General features: G+C 59.0%; 14 protein-coding genes, 4 tRNA genes and 1 pseudogene. 10 read left to right on the plus strand and 9 right to left on the minus strand.

Annotation, left to right across the window (positions count from 1 at the left end; genetic code table 11):
* Positions 1-29: 29 nt before the first annotated feature.
* From xopAW to J2X66_RS22355, 3 genes are all read right to left on the minus strand, one after another.
* On the minus strand, positions 30-674 hold the full coding sequence (gene xopAW / locus J2X66_RS22345) for an EF-hand domain-containing protein (RefSeq protein WP_310268615.1): 645 nt from the start codon (positions 672-674) through the stop codon (positions 30-32).
* A 108-nt stretch (positions 675-782) separates the two neighbouring features.
* Positions 783-1,832: a HAMP domain-containing sensor histidine kinase gene (locus tag J2X66_RS22350; protein WP_310268618.1), complete on the minus strand. Its 1,050-nt coding sequence runs from the start codon at positions 1,830-1,832 to the stop codon at positions 783-785.
* Positions 1,832-2,590 carry a response regulator gene (locus tag J2X66_RS22355; protein ID WP_310268621.1) on the minus strand — a complete coding sequence of 253 codons (759 nt, stop codon included), beginning with the start codon at positions 2,588-2,590 and terminating at the stop codon, positions 1,832-1,834. The genes J2X66_RS22350 and J2X66_RS22355 overlap by 1 nt, the downstream gene beginning before the upstream one ends.
* 293 nt (positions 2,591-2,883) lie before the next feature.
* On the opposite strand from J2X66_RS22355, the gene pyrF reads away from it, so the two are divergent.
* Complete coding sequence (pyrF, locus tag J2X66_RS22360) at positions 2,884-3,582, plus strand: orotidine-5'-phosphate decarboxylase (RefSeq protein WP_027924005.1); 699 nt, start codon at positions 2,884-2,886, stop codon at positions 3,580-3,582.
* 137 nt (positions 3,583-3,719) lie between these two features.
* Here pyrF and J2X66_RS22365 read toward each other — a convergent pair whose 3' ends face one another.
* On the minus strand, positions 3,720-4,724 hold the full coding sequence (locus J2X66_RS22365; protein WP_310268626.1) for an NADP-dependent oxidoreductase: 1,005 nt from the start codon (positions 4,722-4,724) through the stop codon (positions 3,720-3,722).
* Positions 4,725-4,952: 228 nt separating this feature from the next.
* On the opposite strand from J2X66_RS22365, the gene J2X66_RS22370 reads away from it, so the two are divergent.
* The 4 genes and pseudogenes from J2X66_RS22370 to J2X66_RS30320 all read left to right on the plus strand — a co-directional run bounded on the left by J2X66_RS22370 (position 4,953) and on the right by J2X66_RS30320 (position 9,351).
* Positions 4,953-5,714, plus strand: a complete 762-nt coding sequence (locus J2X66_RS22370) for an SDR family oxidoreductase (protein ID WP_310268628.1) — start codon at positions 4,953-4,955, stop codon at positions 5,712-5,714.
* Positions 5,715-5,898: 184 nt separating this feature from the next.
* Positions 5,899-7,278, plus strand: a complete 1,380-nt coding sequence (locus J2X66_RS22375) for a PLP-dependent aminotransferase family protein (protein WP_310268631.1) — start codon at positions 5,899-5,901, stop codon at positions 7,276-7,278.
* A 987-nt stretch (positions 7,279-8,265) separates the two neighbouring features.
* A pseudogene (locus J2X66_RS30315) lies at positions 8,266-8,442 on the plus strand (HAMP domain-containing protein); the annotation flags it as partial.
* Positions 8,443-8,646: 204 nt separating this feature from the next.
* The gene (locus J2X66_RS30320; protein WP_371258949.1) at positions 8,647-9,351 is read left to right on the plus strand and encodes a methyl-accepting chemotaxis protein; all 705 of its coding nucleotides are present in this window, start codon (positions 8,647-8,649) and stop codon (positions 9,349-9,351) included.
* Positions 9,352-9,501: 150 nt separating this feature from the next.
* Here the strand turns inward: J2X66_RS30320 and J2X66_RS22385 are convergent, their stop codons facing one another.
* Positions 9,502-10,260, minus strand: coding sequence for a hypothetical protein (locus J2X66_RS22385; RefSeq protein WP_405046801.1), 759 nt, complete (start codon positions 10,258-10,260; stop codon positions 9,502-9,504).
* A gap of 390 nt (positions 10,261-10,650) precedes the next feature.
* On the opposite strand from J2X66_RS22385, the gene J2X66_RS22390 reads away from it, so the two are divergent.
* The 4 genes from J2X66_RS22390 (at position 10,651) to J2X66_RS22405 (ending at position 11,064) form a co-directional block, all read left to right on the plus strand.
* A tRNA-Glu gene (locus J2X66_RS22390) sits at positions 10,651-10,726 on the plus strand.
* Between the two features lie 2 nt (positions 10,727-10,728).
* Positions 10,729-10,804 (plus strand) — tRNA-Gly (locus tag J2X66_RS22395).
* A gap of 105 nt (positions 10,805-10,909) precedes the next feature.
* Positions 10,910-10,985 (plus strand) — tRNA-Glu (locus J2X66_RS22400).
* A gap of 3 nt (positions 10,986-10,988) precedes the next feature.
* Positions 10,989-11,064: transfer RNA gene (locus tag J2X66_RS22405), tRNA-Gly, on the plus strand.
* 170 nt (positions 11,065-11,234) lie between these two features.
* On the opposite strand, the gene J2X66_RS22410 is transcribed toward J2X66_RS22405, so the two are convergent.
* The 4 genes from J2X66_RS22410 to J2X66_RS22425 form a co-directional block, all read right to left on the minus strand.
* The gene (locus tag J2X66_RS22410; protein ID WP_310268640.1) at positions 11,235-12,974 is read right to left on the minus strand and encodes a dipeptidase; all 1,740 of its coding nucleotides are present in this window, start codon (positions 12,972-12,974) and stop codon (positions 11,235-11,237) included.
* Between the two features lie 196 nt (positions 12,975-13,170).
* Positions 13,171-13,809 carry a LysE family translocator gene (locus tag J2X66_RS22415; RefSeq protein ID WP_310268643.1) on the minus strand — a complete coding sequence of 213 codons (639 nt, stop codon included), beginning with the start codon at positions 13,807-13,809 and terminating at the stop codon, positions 13,171-13,173.
* Position 13,810: 1 nt separating this feature from the next.
* The gene (locus tag J2X66_RS22420) at positions 13,811-14,581 is read right to left on the minus strand and encodes a 2OG-Fe(II) oxygenase (protein ID WP_310268646.1); all 771 of its coding nucleotides are present in this window, start codon (positions 14,579-14,581) and stop codon (positions 13,811-13,813) included.
* Between the two features lie 93 nt (positions 14,582-14,674).
* Positions 14,675-15,301: an alanyl-tRNA editing protein gene (locus J2X66_RS22425; RefSeq protein WP_310268649.1), complete on the minus strand. Its 627-nt coding sequence runs from the start codon at positions 15,299-15,301 to the stop codon at positions 14,675-14,677.
* 91 nt (positions 15,302-15,392) lie between these two features.
* On the opposite strand from J2X66_RS22425, the gene J2X66_RS22430 reads away from it, so the two are divergent.
* Positions 15,393-16,391, plus strand: a complete 999-nt coding sequence (locus J2X66_RS22430; protein WP_310268652.1) for a LysR family transcriptional regulator — start codon at positions 15,393-15,395, stop codon at positions 16,389-16,391.
* Positions 16,392-16,422: the final 31 nt, after the last annotated feature.

Raw genomic sequence — 16,422 nt, forward strand, 5'->3', positions numbered from 1 at the left:
GGGCGGCGCTCCGACGATGCTTTTGATTTTCAGGTAGCGACGTTCAGGTACTTGCCCACCGTCGCCACGTTATCGAGCGAATACTGTTTACTCAGATTGGCGACCATCTTTTGCAGCGCATCATTGACGTTGAACTGATCGGTCGAGCTGTCACTGGTTTTCTCACGGCCTGCTTGCAAGGCTGCTTTCAATTCATCGCTGCTGACACCGCCGCTGCTGTCACTGTCCAATGCCTTGAGCAGTGCGGCGCTGGTGTCAGTGCTGGTCGATGACGGGCTGTTGTTCGCCTGCAGCGCGCTGCTCAGTTCGGTGGCGGTCACGCTGCCATCACCGTCGGTGTCCAGGGCGCTGATCATTGCATCGGCGAGTTCAGTGCTTGGTGGTTGATCGTGTTGCGGTGGCGGCGGCGGGACCATCGCGGCCATTTCTTCACTGCTCAGGTTGCCGCTGTTATCGCTATCGAGGTCGGCGAAGTTTTTGCTCAGGTTGACCAACAGGCCGTCGTCGGATTTTTGCGACAAGGCACTTTTGAGCTCGTCCTGATCAACCACGCCGTCGCTGTTCGTATCGAGCTTGGCCAGCAGTTCTTTCTGGAACTGCTGGCTGCGGGCGGTGTTGGTCGTGGTGCTGCTGGTGCTGGTATAGCTCGTATAGTTGCTGACGCTACCGATCATTGTGCTCACTCCCTGGAATGGAAAACCGGTGGGGACACCGGCTTATGCAGCCTCAAGGGGCAAGGTGTCGTGGGTATGTGAGGTTTGTACCGGTCAGTACACACAAGTTCAGGTGCGGGGTAGGTGAATGACGGCGGTCAATCCACCGCCAGGGGTTTCTTCCAGGCTCAATTGCCCGCCCAGTCGTTCCGAAGCCTCGCGGGCGATGGTCATGCCCAGGCCGACACCGCCGGAGTTGCGGTTGCGTGAGCCTTCCAGGCGAAAGAACGGCTCAAACACTGCCTCACGTTTATCTGCCGCAATACCCGGGCCATGGTCAATCACCCGGATTACCAGGGTTTCGCGACTGTCTTGGAGTGTGATCAGCGCTTGTCCCGCGTAGCGCAGCGCGTTATCCAGCAGATTATTGATACACGAACGCAACGCCATCGGCTGGACTTGCAGCGGGGCGCAGTGACCGCTGGCCTGCACATCGGCGCCCTGATCCTGGGCGTTTTCACACAACGATTCCACCAACGCCTGCACGTCCATCCATTGCCGGGCCTCGCTGGTGCGCTGTTCGTGCAGATACGTCAGGGTGGTGTCGAGCATGCTGATCATGTCGTCCAGATCCTGACGCATCTGACCTTGCAGCTTTTCGTCGTCGATCTGCTCCAGGCGCAATTTGAGTCGCGACAGCGGCGTGCGCAGGTCATGGGACACCGCGCCAAGCATCCGCGAGCGCTGCTGCACCTGTTCGATGATGCGTTTCTGCATCAAGTTGAAGGTGTAGGCCGCTTGCCGCGCTTCCCGTGGCCCCGACTCATCCAGCGGCGTGCTGTCGAGGTTTTCGCTCAAGCGCTCGGCGGCATTACTCAGGCGCTGGATCGGTCGGCTCAGCAGTTTGGCGCCATACCAGGCCGCAATGACCAGCGAGATCAATTGAAAGGTCAGCGGCACCAGCGGCCCGCCGAACCATGGTCGAGGCGGGCGGTTTTCAACGCGTGGGTCCATCGGTGGGCGCTGCCCGTTGACGCCTTGGGAAAGTTCCGGCGGCGGTGGAGGAGGGGGCGGGCCGTAATGGTGAAACCAGGCAAAGGCCAACAGGTGCGCAAGGAAGATCGCCAGCAACAGCACGCCGAACAGGCGGCCGAACAGCGTATCGAAGCGCGCACGCATCAACCGATGTCTCTGGCGTCGAACAGATAACCCTCACCGCGAACGGTCTTGATCAACTGCGGGGCTTTGGGGTCATCACCGAGTTTCTGGCGCAGGCGCGAGACCAGCAGGTCGATGCTGCGATCAAAGGCCTCGATCGAACGGCCACGGGCGGCGTCCAGCAATTGCTCGCGGCTGAGCACTCGGCGCGGACGTTCGATAAACACCCAGAGCAGGCGGAACTCGGCGTTGGACAGGGGCACCACCAGGCCGTCGGCGGCAATCAACTGGCGCAACACGCTGTTCAGGCGCCAATTGTCGAAACGAATGTTCGCCCGTTGTTCGGTGCGATCATCGCGCACCCGTCGCAGAATGGTCTGAATCCTCGCCACCAGTTCACGGGGTTCGAACGGTTTGGCCATGTAGTCATCGGCGCCCAGTTCCAGGCCGATGATCCGGTCGGTCGGTTCGCAGCGGGCCGTGAGCATCAGGATCGGAATGTCCGACTCGGCGCGCAGCCAGCGGCACAACGACAAACCGTCTTCGCCCGGCAGCATCAGGTCCAGCACCACCACGTCGAAATGTTCGGCTTGCAGCGCCAGGCGCATTGCCGCGCCGTCGGTGACACCGCTGGCGTGGATGTTGAACCGGGCGAGGTAATCGATCATCAATTCGCGAATCGGGACGTCATCGTCGACGATCAGGGCGCGAATGCTCCAGCGTTTGTCACCGCCGGGCGCTTTTTGATCGTCGTTCAAAGGGGCTTGGGTGTTGTGCATGCGTGCGTTCATCTGCCAGAGAGGCTGCCAACCACAAAGATGGGCTGCGAGGTTGTGGTTTCAGCATAGGCGTCCAGCCCGGAGGCAGGAAGTGCTGTAAGGACGTGTTGCGGCTGCCGACGGTAGCGATGAAGGATGTTGTGAGCGTGTCATGAGTGTATCGGCCTCGACACAATTGGCCAAAGGACTAGTCTTGCCTGAGCGCCGATGACGAATTACCGATCATCGGGTCCCGCAGCGCCGCTGGTTCCGCTACAATGCGCGCCGATTTCGTCCTGCCTGAGAGCCCTCACATGTCCGTCTGCCAGACTCCTATCATCGTCGCCCTGGATTTCCCCACCCGTGACGCCGCACTGAAGCTGGCCGACCAGTTGGACCCGAAGCTGTGCCGGGTAAAAGTCGGCAAGGAACTGTTCACCAGCTGCGCGTCGGAAATCGTCGGCACCCTGCGTGACAAGGGTTTTGAAGTGTTCCTGGACCTGAAATTCCACGACATCCCGAACACCACCGCCATGGCCGTCAAAGCTGCGGCGGAAATGGGCGTGTGGATGGTCAATGTTCACTGCTCCGGCGGCCTGCGCATGATGGCGGCCTGCCGTGAAGTGCTGGACCAGCGTACCGGGCCCAAGCCGCTGCTGATCGGCGTGACCGTGCTGACCAGCATGGAACGTGAAGACCTGGCCGGTATCGGTCTGGACATCGAGCCACAGGAGCAAGTGTTGCGCTTGGCCGCGCTGGCGGAAAAAGCCGGGATGGACGGTCTGGTGTGCTCGGCGCTGGAAGCCCAGGCACTGAAGTCGGCTCACCCGTCGTTGCAACTGGTGACCCCGGGTATTCGTCCGGCGGGCAGTGCACAAGACGATCAACGCCGCATCCTGACCCCGCGCCAGGCCCTGGACGCCGGTTCCGATTATCTGGTGATTGGCCGTCCGATCAGCCAGGCAGCTGATCCAGCAAAAGCGCTTGCCGCCGTAGTCGCCGAACTCGCCTAACCCACACTGAAGATTAAAATGCAGGAGTGAGCCTGCTCGCGATTGCGGTGTATCAGTCAATGATGATGTCGACTGATAGACCGCTATCGCGAGCAGACTCACTCCTATCGTTGTTTTGGGGTGTCTGAAATAATGGGTTAAACCTTCAACACCAACTTCCCGAAATTCTCGCCGCTGAACAATTTCATCAGCGTCTCCGGGAACGTTTCCAGTCCGTCAACAATGTCTTCCTTGCTCTTGAGTTGCCCCTTGGCCATCCAGCCGGCCATTTCCTGCCCGGCGGCCGCGAACCGGGCGGCATAGTCCATCACCACAAAACCTTCCATGCGCGCGCGATTGACCAACAGCGCCAGGTAGTTGGCCGGGCCCTTGACCGCTTCCTTGTTGTTGTACTGGCTGATCGCGCCGCAAATCACCACGCGTGCCTTCATGTTCAGTCGGCTCAGCACGGCGTCGAGAATGTCGCCGCCGACGTTATCGAAATACACGTCCACCCCTTTCGGGCATTCGCGTTTAAGACCGGCGACGACGTCCTCGTTCTTGTAGTCAATGGCACCGTCAAAACCCAATTCGTCGATCAGGAACTGACACTTGTCCGCGCCGCCAGCAATCCCGACCACGCGGCAGCCTTTGATCTTGGCGATCTGCCCGGCAATGCTGCCCACTGCGCCGGCTGCGCCCGACAACACCACCGTGTCACCGGCCTTCGGCGCGCCGACATCGAGCAGGGCGAAGTAGGCCGTCATCCCGGTCATGCCCAGGGCGGACAAGTAGCGCGGCAACGGCGCCAGTTTTGGATCAACCTTGTAGAAACCGCGCGGTTCGCCGAGGAAGTAATCCTGCACGCCCAGGGCGCCATTGACGTAGTCCCCGACCGCAAACCCCGGGTTGTTCGACGCAACGACTTTGCCTACGCCCAGGGCGCGCATCACTTCACCCAGACCGACCGGTGGAATGTAGGACTTGCCCTCGTTCATCCAGCCGCGCATGGCCGGGTCCAGTGACAGGTATTCGTTTTTCACCAGAATCTGACCTGCCGCCGGCTCTCCGACCGGTACTTCCTGATAGGTAAAAGTCTCGCGGGTTGCTGGACCCACTGGACGTTTGGCGAGCAGGAACTGGCGATTGGTCTGGGTAGTCATGACAGGCACTCAAGATGAATGAAGCCTTGTTGATAGCCCTTCAGGCCCAATGCCGCAAGTTTGGCTGATACGGCGAATGCACATCGATCCAGTGCAGTGATAGTTGGCACGGTCGTTCTATCACTGCCACGCATGGACACCCAACCGGCCACCTGATAGTGCTGCCGTGACATGACCCTCTGTGGCTAGACTGAAAGTACGTAATCCCCCGCACTTGAGGACATAACAATGAGCATGACGTTTTCCGGCCAGGTCGCCGTGGTGACCGGCGCTGCCAACGGTATTGGCCGTGCGACGGCCCAGGCCTTTGCGGCCGAAGGGTTGAAAGTGGTGGTGGCCGACATGGACACCGCTGGCGGCGAAGGCACCGTGGCGCTGATTCGTACGGCCGGCGGCGAAGCAACCTTCGTGCGTTGCAACGTCACGCTGGAAAGCGATGTAAAAAATCTGATGGACCAGGTGGTCAACACCTACGGCCGTCTCGACTATGCCTTCAACAACGCCGGCATCGAGATCGAGAAAGGCAAACTCGCCGACGGCACACTGGATGAGTTCGAGGCGATCATGGGCGTCAACGTCAAGGGTGTCTGGCTGTGCATGAAGTATCAGTTGCCTTTGTTGTTGGCCCAGGGCGGCGGTGCGATCGTCAACACCGCTTCGGTGGCAGGCCTGGGGGCTGCGCCGAAGATGAGCATTTACGCGGCGTCCAAACATGCGGTCATCGGCCTGACCAAGTCGGCGGCCATCGAATATGCGAAGAAAAAGATTCGCGTGAATGCGGTCTGCCCGGCGGTGATCGACACTGACATGTTCCGTCGTGCCTATGAAGCAGACCCGAAGAAAGGCGAGTTTGCCAACGCCATGCACCCGGTGGGTCGCATCGGCAAGGTGGAGGAGATCGCCAGCGCGGTGTTGTACTTGTGCAGCGACGGCGCGGCGTTCACCACCGGTCATTCGCTGGCGGTGGATGGTGGCGTTACCGCGTTTTGAGATCAGGCGCTGCAATGTAGGAAAAAGCCCGCACCTCTGCGGGCTTTTTTACAGTTCCGTGACGGGGCTGATCAATGTGTTTCAAAGGGTTAGAACCGAGGGTTTTGGCGGCGTTGTCGCACATCTCCTCCAGCGCTCCTGTGATTAACTGTTTCCCGCAAAACGGACAGGAGTTTGCTTGCTCATGGAATTGAGAATCGATCGACGGGCATTGGTGCCAGTCGTGCAGCAAATCGTCGACGGGTTGGCCGACTGGCTCCGTCAGGACGGGGTGCTGCCGGGGACGCGTCTGCCTTCAGCGCGGCAAATTGCACGGGTCAATCTGCTTAGTCAATCCAGCGTCGTCGAAGCCTGTGAGCGTCTGGTCGCACAAGGCATGCTGGCGCCGCGTCAGGGCTCCGGTTTCATAGTTGCCCATCCTGCGCAGGGACCGGGTTGTCCCTGGTTGGAAGGGGTGGACGTAGCGCAGGATTGCGTGACGGGCAAACTTCAACTGGGCTGTGGCAGCCTGCCCGAAAGCTGGCGTGAAACCGACGATTTGAGCTACGCCATTCGCCAGGTGAGCCGCACCGACATGGCTGCTTTGTTCAGCTACAGCACGCCACTGGGGTTGCCAGCCTTGCGAGAGCAGATCCTCAAGCGTCTGCAGCCACTCGACATCGAAGTGGATGAACGACGGATACTGACCACCACCGGGGCGACCCACGGGCTGGATCTGATCGTGCGTACGTTGCTTAAACCGGGGGATTGCGTGGTGGTGGAAAGCCCGGGGTATTCGCTGTTGTTCGATTTGCTCAGGCTGAACGACGTGACGATGATCGAGGTGCCACGTACCCCCCGCGGGCCTGATACGCAGGCGCTTGAAGCGTTGTTGCTGAAGTACCGGCCCCGTGCGCTGTTCATCAATAGCTTCTACCACAACCCGACCGGCAGCAGCCTGGCACCCGCCGTGGCGCAGCAGGTGCTGCAACTGACCCGAGACCATGGTGTGCTGGTCATCGAAGATGACGTCTTTGCCGATTTGCACCGCGGCCCCGGCACTCGGCTCGCGGCGCTGGGGATCGACGACAACGTCATCTACGTCGGTAGCTATTCTAAAACCCTCAGCAGTTCATTGCGCGTCGGCTTTGTCGTCGCCAGTGTCGCGGTTGTTTCGCGACTGGCCGAGGTCAAGATGACCAGCAGCATGGGCGCTTCAAGATTCTGCGAATCGGTGCTGGCTTGCCTCTTGGCCAGCGGCGCGTATCGCAAATTGGTCCAGCGTCAGCGCCAGCGATTGAACACCGACAGAGAGGCTGCCTTGCAGATACTCGAAGATGCCGATTGGGAGGTTTTCGGCAAGCCGGTGGGCGGACTGTTCATCTGGGCACGATCACGAATGTCCGACTACGCTCAGGTGCGCACGCAGGCCCGACGCTTCGGTGTGATGTTGTCTTCCGCCACTGCATTCAATCCCGGTGGTGAGGCCACGGACTGGCAGCGCATCAACGTGGCTTGCGCCTGTGATCCTCGTGCCCGGGCATTTTTTCAGGCCACCACTCTGAATCGACCTCAAGCGTTCTGAAAACGACGCGGGCGTAGCTTTTTGCCATTATTCCGACGCCAGAGACTTGTGCTGGCACAGGCCCGTTGCGAATCTGCGTCAACAGACTATGTCAGGGGACTAAGTGCAATGATTTCGGCCGTGCAAGGACGTTTTGCCAACCTCGGTATGGCAAAAAAAATGGGTGTCGGGTTTGTCCTGGTGCTGCTGCTGACCGCGCTGGTGGCAGCCATCGGCGTATGGTCCCTGCAAACCATCAGTCATCGCTTCGATGGGCTCAAGCAGATGTCGTCACTCAATAGCGGGTTGCTCAAGGTGCGTCTGCTTGAGCAGGAGTACGCCTTGCACGGCAACCCGAAAACCGCCGATGCCCTGCACGAGGGCGTTGATGGACTGATCGCTCTGGCGACCCAGCTCAAGGCAGCGTCCGCGGCTAACGTGCCGGTGATGAATGACGTCGAGCAGTCGCTGGGGGCTTATCGCAAGGCATTCGATGAGTTTGTCTCGCTGAGTCAGGCCAAGGACCTGGCGCTGGAAATGGCCAGTTGGTCGGTGTCCAGCGTGGCCAATAACCTTGATGTGCTGCAAGCCGGCCTGGCCGATGATGGCGCCTATACCTTGAAGCAATCCGAGGGTAAGGATGGTGGGCAATTCCTTGAGCAGGCCAGTCAGGTCAGCCAGGTCTCGCGGTTGATGTTGCAGGCCATGAACGAGGCGCGCGTGCGTCTGGACCAGAGCCGCAAGGGTGACGACAGCGCAGGCCAGGGCAAGATCGAGCAGGCGGACCAGGCGTTGACCCAGGCCGAACAGCTGAAAACCACGGTCAAGGATGAGGGCTATCAGACGGTCCTCAATGAAGTGAGCGGTCACATCGGCAGTTTCAGCGAAAAACTGACGGAATACACCGGCCTGCTGGCCCAGGAGAAAACCGTCTACGAACAGTTGCATCAGCGCGCCGCGCAAGTGGTGGAGCGGGTGGATCAAGCCTATGTCGCCGAAGACCAGTCGATGCAGGCCGAGCTGAAAAAGAACTCGTTGCTGATCATCGGCTCCTCAGGCCTGGCGTTGCTGGTCGGGCTGGTGGCGGCGTGGGTGATCACCCGGTTGATCGTGGCACCGCTGCGCAGTGTGATTCTGGTGGCCCAGCAAATTGCCGCGGGTGATTTGAGTGCGACGGTTGAGGTGACCCGTCGTGACGAGATCGGCCAGTTGATGCAGGCGATGCAGCAGATGGGCGCCGGACTCAGCAGCATCGTCAGTGGCTTGCAGGCCGGTATCGAGCAATTGGCCAGTTCAGCGCATTCACTGTCGGCGGTGACCGAGCAGACCAACCTGGAAGTCAGCAGTCAGAAAGAAGAAACCGAGCAGGTCGCCACGGCGATGAATCAGATGACCGCGACGGTGCACGACGTGGCGCGCAATGCCGAAGAGGCGGCCCAGGCCGCACAGACCGCGGATGGCAAAGTCGAAAGCGGTCAGCAAGTGGTGCGCCAGAGCATGGCACGCATCGAGCAACTGGCGGATTCGGCGACGTCGGCCAGTTCCAGCATCGAAAGCCTGAGCGCAGAGATCCAGAACATTGGCACAGTGCTCAGCGTGATCAAAAGTGTTGCCGAACAGACTAACCTGTTGGCGCTCAACGCAGCGATCGAAGCTGCGCGGGCAGGCGAGCAGGGCAGGGGGTTTGCCGTGGTGGCCGACGAGGTTCGGGCGCTCGCCAAGCGTACCCAGCAATCGACCGAGGAGATCGAGCGACTGGTCAGTGCCTTGCGCTCGGCCGCTCAATCGTCGGTGCAGCAGATTCAGAACAGCGGCGAACTGGTGAAACTCGCCGTCAGCGATGCGTTGCAGACCGAGAGTGCGCTGGGGAGTATTGCGGCAGCGGTGTCGTTGATCCAGCAGATGAACCAGCAGATTGCCGCGGCAGCCGAGGAGCAGAGTTCGGTGGCCGAGGAAATCAATCGCAGCGTCACGAGCATTCGCGCGAGCGCGGATCAGTCGTCACTGGCGATGCAGGGCAACGCGGCGTCCAGCATTGAGCTGGCTCAGCTCGGGCTTGAACTGAAAGGGATGGTGGGGCACTTCCGGCTCTGAAGAGCCCTGTGATCACTGTGGGAGCCTTGTGGGAACGAGCCTGCTCGCGATGACGGCCTGACAGCCAACCCATCTTTCCCGACTGTACTCCCCATCCAATCCAACCCAAAAAAAAGCCACCTTCGCAGGTGGCTTTTCTATTCTCGCAAATCAGTCGTAGATCACTTTCTTTTTCCAGTCGGCATCGGCGTCGACTTGTTTGAGGCCTACGTTCAACTGGTTGGCCTCACCCTCAACGGCAGCGATGTTGTCCATCACCATGGCGTTGGCGCGAGCCAGGAGTTTCTCCAGGTATTCCAATTGCTCGGCATAGACCTGCGGCTCTTGCTGTTTACGCAGGTACTGCACGCCACGTTCGAACGCCAGGCGCGCCTGACCCGGCTGGTTCTGTTGCAAGCAATGCTGGCCAAGGTTGTTGAAGAACTCGATGTGCAGCAGCACCAGAATATGGCGGACTTCGCGGATCCAGCGCTTGGCTTCGTTGGGCGGCAGGAAACCGTCCTGTGCGGCACGGGTGATCTGGCCATGCAGGGCCTCCAGCAGGAAGCGTACGTCCTTGGCCTTGGCTTCGGTCTGGATCGGTGCTGGCGGGTTGTTGACCGGGATCGACTCGCCCTGGGCGGCAAGGGCCTCCAGTTCGGTGATCCGCGCCCTGAGGTTGGCGCTGGTCTTTTCCAGGTTGAGCAGGCGCTGGCAGACGTTGAGCTCCAGGCGGGTCAACAGCAGCTTGAGCGCCGGTGTCATCAACTGGCCGGGAAAGGTTTCGGTGATCTCGCCGCAGCGACGCAGGCGGTCGTTGAGCTCAACCTTGGTACGGGCCTTTTCCAGCTTGTTGTTTTCCACCACATGGTTCATGTAGCCAATGGCGATCAATAGTGCGATCCCGGCTACAACTAGCAGGGTGATCATGAGTGGTGTCACCGGTAAGACCTCTTTATAGGGTTTGCGCTCGAGTGTAGTGGCTTGCCATTGGGGCGCATAGGCCGCTCGACGACTTGAATCAGCTATGGCTATCAATGTATCGGCCGTTGCTCTGCTTATATAAATGGTGGCGAAGATGCTCCATATCGCCATCATCTTGATGGCATGGACTATAGCGTCTTGAAGGGGGCCAGAATATAGGCGTTGGGGGTCAGTCTGCGGAAAAGCCCCAAACGGGTCTGAAAGCAGGGCGAAGTCATTGATTTAAATAAATTTATATCTGGGGGTTGACGACCCCTCAATCCATCCATAGAATGCGCGCCACTTACAGCGTAAAGCACACAGCGAAACGCGGTAGGGAGTGAATGTTGTACGTGTGTCCCCTTCGTCTAGTGGCCTAGGACACCGCCCTTTCACGGCGGTAACAGGGGTTCGAGTCCCCTAGGGGACGCCAATGCGGGAATAGCTCAGTTGGTAGAGCACGACCTTGCCAAGGTCGGGGTCGCGAGTTCGAGTCTCGTTTCCCGCTCCATTTTTAAGCAGCGTTGCTTTCGGGCGGCGTTGAGTGAAACCAGAACCGATATCTTCGGATACGGATTTGGGCACTGAAATACACACCATGTGTTTCAGTTAGCGTGTCCCCTTCGTCTAGTGGCCTAGGACACCGCCCTTTCACGGCGGTAACAGGGGTTCGAGTCCCCTAGGGGACGCCATTTGCGGGAATAGCTCAGTTGGTAGAGCACGACCTTGCCAAGGTCGGGGTCGCGAGTTCGAGTCTCGTTTCCCGCTCCATATTTAACAAAAACGCCGCTCAGCAATGAGCGGCGTTTTTGTTTGTGCGTTTTTTATGGCGCAACAGAAACAACCTTCTTCAGGAAATGCCGATTAGTTCAGTAATCGACCTGCCCTGAGAAAAATGTGGCGAGGTTTGGACCCGCCTGCAGGGCGGGTCCAAGAGGCGATCAGAGCTTCGGCAACTGCCCGATGCGCCCCATCATTTCGGTCACGATCTGCAGGTCCAGCAGGAACTGGTCGACCGTCTTGAACTCGTTATCCGTGTGACCGGTGTATTTCACTTCTGGCCGTGCCAGACCGAATTGCACACCATTGGGCAGTTCATGCACCGACGTGGCGCCGGCAGAAGTGCCGTACTTGTGTTCCATGCTCAGGTTTTCGCTGGCCACGGCCAGCAAGGCCTTGACCCACTCACCCTCAGGATTGCGGTACATCGGCTCGGCGACGGAATAGTCGAACGTTGCCGCTACATGGCTCTTCTTGCTCCAGGTGCCAATTTTTTCGGCGATTTCGGCCTTGAGGGCTTCCGGGGACTTGCCCTTCGGCACGCGCAGGTTGACCGCCAGCTTGAAGGTTGTGTCATCCATCCCGACAAAGGTCAGAGACGTCGTCAGCGGCCCCATGAAGTCATCGGCAAAACCGACACCCAATTTCCCGCCCAAGTAATCCAGCCCCCAGTTGTCGGCAGCGTAGCGGGCGGCGTCGGTGATGTGGTTGTGCTTGAGCGCGACTTTTCCGTCGAGGCTGTTGATGAAGTCCAGCATCCTGGCGACCGGGTTGACGCCAGACTCTGGCTCGGAGGAGTGGGCGGAAACGCCGGTCACCGTGAGCTTGACGTCCTTGTCGACGACGTTGGCGCTTACCTCGAAGTTTCCACCATTGCGCTTGGCGTACTCGCTACCAGCCTTTTGCAGGCTGGCGGCCAGTTCGGCAGGCCTGTCAGTCACTAATGTGGCGACCGAAGCCGACGGAATCTGATTGGTGGCCAGGCCGCCGGTCATCGAGGTGATTTCTGCGCCCTGGCCTTCGCCGTTGCGCCGGGCAAAGTTGGCCATCACGGTGCCGTAGCCTTTTTCGGCGATGACCACCGGGTAGCCGCCGTCCAGCGCCAGGTTGTAGTTGGGCGTCGGGTTGTGTTCGAAGTAATAGGGGATGGCGTCCCCGGTGGTTTCTTCGGTGGTGTCGATCAGCAGCTTGAAGTTCCTCGCCAGCGGCAGCTTCTCTTCCTTGATCACCTTCATGGCGTACAGGGCCACGACGATACCGTTCTTGTCGTCCTCGGTGCCCCGGCCATACATGCGGTCGCCAATCAGGGTGACCTTGAACGGATCCAGTCGGGTGCCGTCTTTCAGGACCCAATTCTCTGGCGTCACCGGCACCACGTCGGCATGCGCGTGAATACCCACTACTTCATCGCCGCTGCCCTCGAGGGAAATTTCATAGACGCGGTTATCGATGTTGCGAAAATTCAGATTGAAGGACTGGGCAAGGCTTTTGATTTTATCGGCGATCTTGATGAATTCAGGGTTGTCGTGCTGAGCAACGCCCTCTACCTGGAAGGTCGGGATTGCCACCAATTCACGCAAGGTCTCGGTGGCCGCGGCGCCGTATTTCACCCGTGCATAGAGTCCCAGCAGACGATGGATCTCATTCTGCTGTTCAGGGGTAAGCGTCTTGTTGTCCTGGAAAGCGCTGATGGCCGGGCCGAGGTCGGCGGTTTTGGCCAGGTCGCTTTTGGCCACGCCTGCCAGGAACTGCCTGAAATCCGTGGCGGAGGCGTCGCTGAAGTTCTTGAGAATGGTCGCGCTCTGTTGCGCGCTGATGTTGGTTTGCGCGGCTACGGTAAACGACGAAAGGCTGGCCAGAATCAAGGTCGACGCGGCCAGATGCTTAAGTGAGAAGTCCATTGTGAAAGGCATTCCTTTGCAGGCAGTTTGTGGGAAGTGTCTGATCGATTGGTCAGAAACATTTCCAACCTAACATCACGTAGGCGTGAAAGGGGAGACTCTAAGTGGGATCTGTCGCACAGAAATGCAAAAGCGACGCAGATATGAAAAAGGCCCGCGAGTCAGACTCGGCGGGCCTTTTGCGTGGGCGCAGGTTTTACATCGACAGAATCAGGCGCCCGGCGAACAGGATCAGAATCACCCCCATCGTCCGTTCAAACCAATGCCCCATGCGCATGAACAGCACGCGCACCCGGGTGCTGGAAAAGAACAGCGCGACGATCACAAACCACACCGCATTCACAAAACACATCCATACCCCATACAGCGCCTGGATGTTCAGCGGTGTTGTGGCGCTGATGATGGTGGTGAAAATCGCCAGGAAAAACAGCGTCGCCTTGGGGTTGGTCGCGTTGGTCAGAAACCCGGTGGTGAAGGCCTTCAGCAGCGTTTGTTCGACGACGGGCTCGTCTGGGGCTTTATCGCCCTCAAGCGTGGATTTTGGTTTGCTGCGTAGCAAGCTGATCCCGAGGTAAAAAATGTAGGCGCCGCCCACGACTTTGGCCACGGTCAACAGCCACGGCGTTGTATGCATCAGGGCGCCGACCCCGAGCAGGGTGTATAGCACGTGCACGGAAATTCCCGCGCCGATACCCAGTGCCGTGCAGATGCCTACCAACCGGCCGAAACGCACGCTCTGGCGGATGGTCACGGCAAAGTCCGGCCCGGGTGCGACCACGGCCAGGAAGTGAATGGTTGCCAGCGCCAGGAACTCGCCCAAGTAATTCGAAAGCATTTCAACTCCAGAAGGTGAGGGGGGAAGCATTGCCGCGGTAGCCGACAAAGAATGAAAGGCTCAATCGCGGATCCGCCACGCCCGGTGTCACCGAGTGCATGCACCGCGAATTGAACATGATGAAATCACCCGGCTCGGGGCGTATCTCCAAGGTCGGAGGGCCAAGCAAGGCCGGGTCGATGCCGTAGCTGTCGCCGCGCATTTCGTCGAACTGATCCGGCGAAATGTCGTCGTCCCACATTTGCAGCGCGCCGCCCTCGGTCGGCATGTTCAGGTACACGTTGCAGGCGAACTGTGCTTCCAGGCTTCTGGCCTGGTAACTGTCCGGGGCGTCCTTGGCGAAAATGTCGTGGTGGGCGAGGAAGCACACCCCCGGTTTCACCACCCGCGACAGGCCGACATACATCTTGCGACCGTAGAGGTTCTCCAGGTGCGCGCCTGCCGGCCAGGATTCGTCGAGCATGCAGCGCAGGGTGTCGACCGGGGACGAATAGGGCGCGCACCGGTTACGCAATTCCGCAATGTTGCGGGTGGCGCGTTCGAAGTAGTCCTCGATCAGCAGCGGCTGGTTTTCCGCTTCATAAAACGCCATGCCAATGCGGCCGATGCTTGGCGCATTGATATAGCCTTCAAAACCGGGGGCGAGGATCTTGTCGCCAATCTGAATCGCCAGCGGCCGGGGCAGCAAGCCTTTGACACGGATGGCGAGGACTTCTTCATTGGCCAGTTTTTTTATGCACGTCTCATCGAGACGCTCGACGTCAAGCATCATGTCTTAGGTCCATCTATCAGATAGTCAACAGAACCCGCGAGCGCAGGCTCCCCCCGGCGTCAGGTGATGACGGTGCCGTCATCGCCCAAATGCTCAGTCCACGGTGTAGTGGACTGACAGCGTTCCCTTCTTCAATGAAAGGGAGGCGATCGTGACCGTGCCCAATTCCTTCAGGCTACGTACATGGGTGCCGCCGCAGCCGTAGGCGGGCAGTGCACCGAAACCGATTTCCCGGGCGCCTTCGCGCAATGACGTCAGGCGCGGAAAATCCTCGGCAATCCACTGTTCAATACCGAGTTGAACGGTTTGGGTGTCGACGTCCTGTGCACTTTCCAGCGCTTTGAACTGCACCCGCCCTTCGCCCGGCCAGTGATGCGCCTTGATCGGCATCCAGCCCTTGGCCTGGACGAAGTGACCGATCAGGTGCCCGGCAGTGTGCATGCGTGTATTGAATTGGCGACGCTCACTGTCAACGCGGATTTGGGTCATGCCCGGTTTTACCGGTTTGTCGACGAAATGAATGATTCGGACAGGATCCTGGGCGACGCGCAGTACTTGGCTTTCGCCAATCCAGCCGGTATCAAACGGCTGTCCGCCGCCTTGGGGGTGGAAGAGCGTGGCGCGCAGCACCACGGCAAATTCGTGTTCGTGGGGCACGCAATCCAGGACTTCCACACTGGCCTTGAGGTCATCACTATGGAAAAAGAGGCGAAGCGTCATGTCCCATACTCGTCATCAAATTTCTATTTTTTATTATATTGAGCGTCGAATAGCGTGATAATCCGCTAAAACATCAAAGGACTGTTGCGTTGTGAGCATAAATCTTCCATTGCCATTACTTGGTGAAATGGCCATTTTCGTCAAGGTTGTCGAGACGGGCAGTTTCTCCGAAGCAGCTCGCCAATTGGGCTCATCGCCTTCGGCGGTCAGTCGCAGTATTTCACGTCTGGAAAAGGCTCTCGCGACCCGCCTGCTGGAGCGAACCACGCGCAAGTTGCGCTTGAGCGACGGCGGCGAAGAAGTGTTCAAGCGTTGCCAGGACATGGTCAGCGCTGCAAAGTCGGTGATGGAAATCAGCGGTCAGTTCACTGACGAAGCCGAAGGGTTGGTGCGTCTGAGCGTGCCAAAAGCGGTGGGAAGAATTGTGATTCACCCGCACATGCCGGAGTTTTTACGCCGCTATCCCAAAGTGGATGTCGAACTGATGCTTGAAGATCGACAGGTAGATTTGATCGATGATCACGTCGACCTGGCGATTCGCATCACCGATCGGCCACCTTCGGGGCTGGTGGGGCGGCAGTTGCTGACGATTGACCATTTGCTCTGTGCGACACCGCAATATTTGGCCGAACACGGAACGCCGACACACCCCCATGACTTGCTCAATCACAGTTGTATCTACCTGGGTGAAACCCCAAGCGATGCGCGCTGGAAATTCAAGAAAGGCAACAAATCGGTGACTGTCGGTGTGCGCGGGCGATATGCCGCCAATCATACTGGCGTGCGGTTTGGAGCGGTATTGCAGCACATCGGCATTGGCAGCCTGCCGTATTTCACGGCGCGGCGGGCCTTGGAGAAGGGGTTGATGGTGCAAGTGCTGCCCGACTGGACCTTTCTGGCCTCATACCACGGCGGGGCCTGGTTGCTGCATTCGCCCACTCGGTACCTGCCTCCCAAAATACGGGTATTGATTGATTACTTGGTGGAGTGTCTGGAGAAGGAGCCGACGTTGGGCAAGCCCGGTAAGTCGAGCAGTCTGGTGATGGGCGTATCGGAGTATGAGCTGCCCGAGAGTGACGGCTTGTTTTGATCGCACAAAAAAAGGCCCGCATGTTCAACCA

It is taken from the genome of Pseudomonas sp. 3296 (genome assembly GCF_031456615.1).
Lineage (GTDB): Bacteria > Pseudomonadota > Gammaproteobacteria > Pseudomonadales > Pseudomonadaceae > Aquipseudomonas > Aquipseudomonas mucoides.

Coding starts and splice junctions, on each gene's coding strand:
- xopAW (WP_310268615.1), bottom strand. CDS start 674: ATGATCGGTAGCGTCAGCAACTATACGAGCTATACCAGCACCAGCAGC.
- J2X66_RS22350 (WP_310268618.1), bottom strand. CDS start 1,832: ATGCGTGCGCGCTTCGATACGCTGTTCGGCCGCCTGTTCGGCGTGCTG.
- J2X66_RS22355 (WP_310268621.1), bottom strand. CDS start 2,590: ATGCACAACACCCAAGCCCCTTTGAACGACGATCAAAAAGCGCCCGGC.
- pyrF (WP_027924005.1), top strand. CDS start 2,884: ATGTCCGTCTGCCAGACTCCTATCATCGTCGCCCTGGATTTCCCCACC.
- J2X66_RS22365 (WP_310268626.1), bottom strand. CDS start 4,724: ATGACTACCCAGACCAATCGCCAGTTCCTGCTCGCCAAACGTCCAGTG.
- J2X66_RS22370 (WP_310268628.1), top strand. CDS start 4,953: ATGAGCATGACGTTTTCCGGCCAGGTCGCCGTGGTGACCGGCGCTGCC.
- J2X66_RS22375 (WP_310268631.1), top strand. CDS start 5,899: ATGGAATTGAGAATCGATCGACGGGCATTGGTGCCAGTCGTGCAGCAA.
- J2X66_RS30320 (WP_371258949.1), top strand. CDS start 8,647: ATGACCGCGACGGTGCACGACGTGGCGCGCAATGCCGAAGAGGCGGCC.
- J2X66_RS22385 (WP_405046801.1), bottom strand. CDS start 10,260: ATGATCACCCTGCTAGTTGTAGCCGGGATCGCACTATTGATCGCCATT.
- J2X66_RS22410 (WP_310268640.1), bottom strand. CDS start 12,974: ATGGACTTCTCACTTAAGCATCTGGCCGCGTCGACCTTGATTCTGGCC.
- J2X66_RS22415 (WP_310268643.1), bottom strand. CDS start 13,809: ATGCTTTCGAATTACTTGGGCGAGTTCCTGGCGCTGGCAACCATTCAC.
- J2X66_RS22420 (WP_310268646.1), bottom strand. CDS start 14,581: ATGATGCTTGACGTCGAGCGTCTCGATGAGACGTGCATAAAAAAACTG.
- J2X66_RS22425 (WP_310268649.1), bottom strand. CDS start 15,301: ATGACGCTTCGCCTCTTTTTCCATAGTGATGACCTCAAGGCCAGTGTG.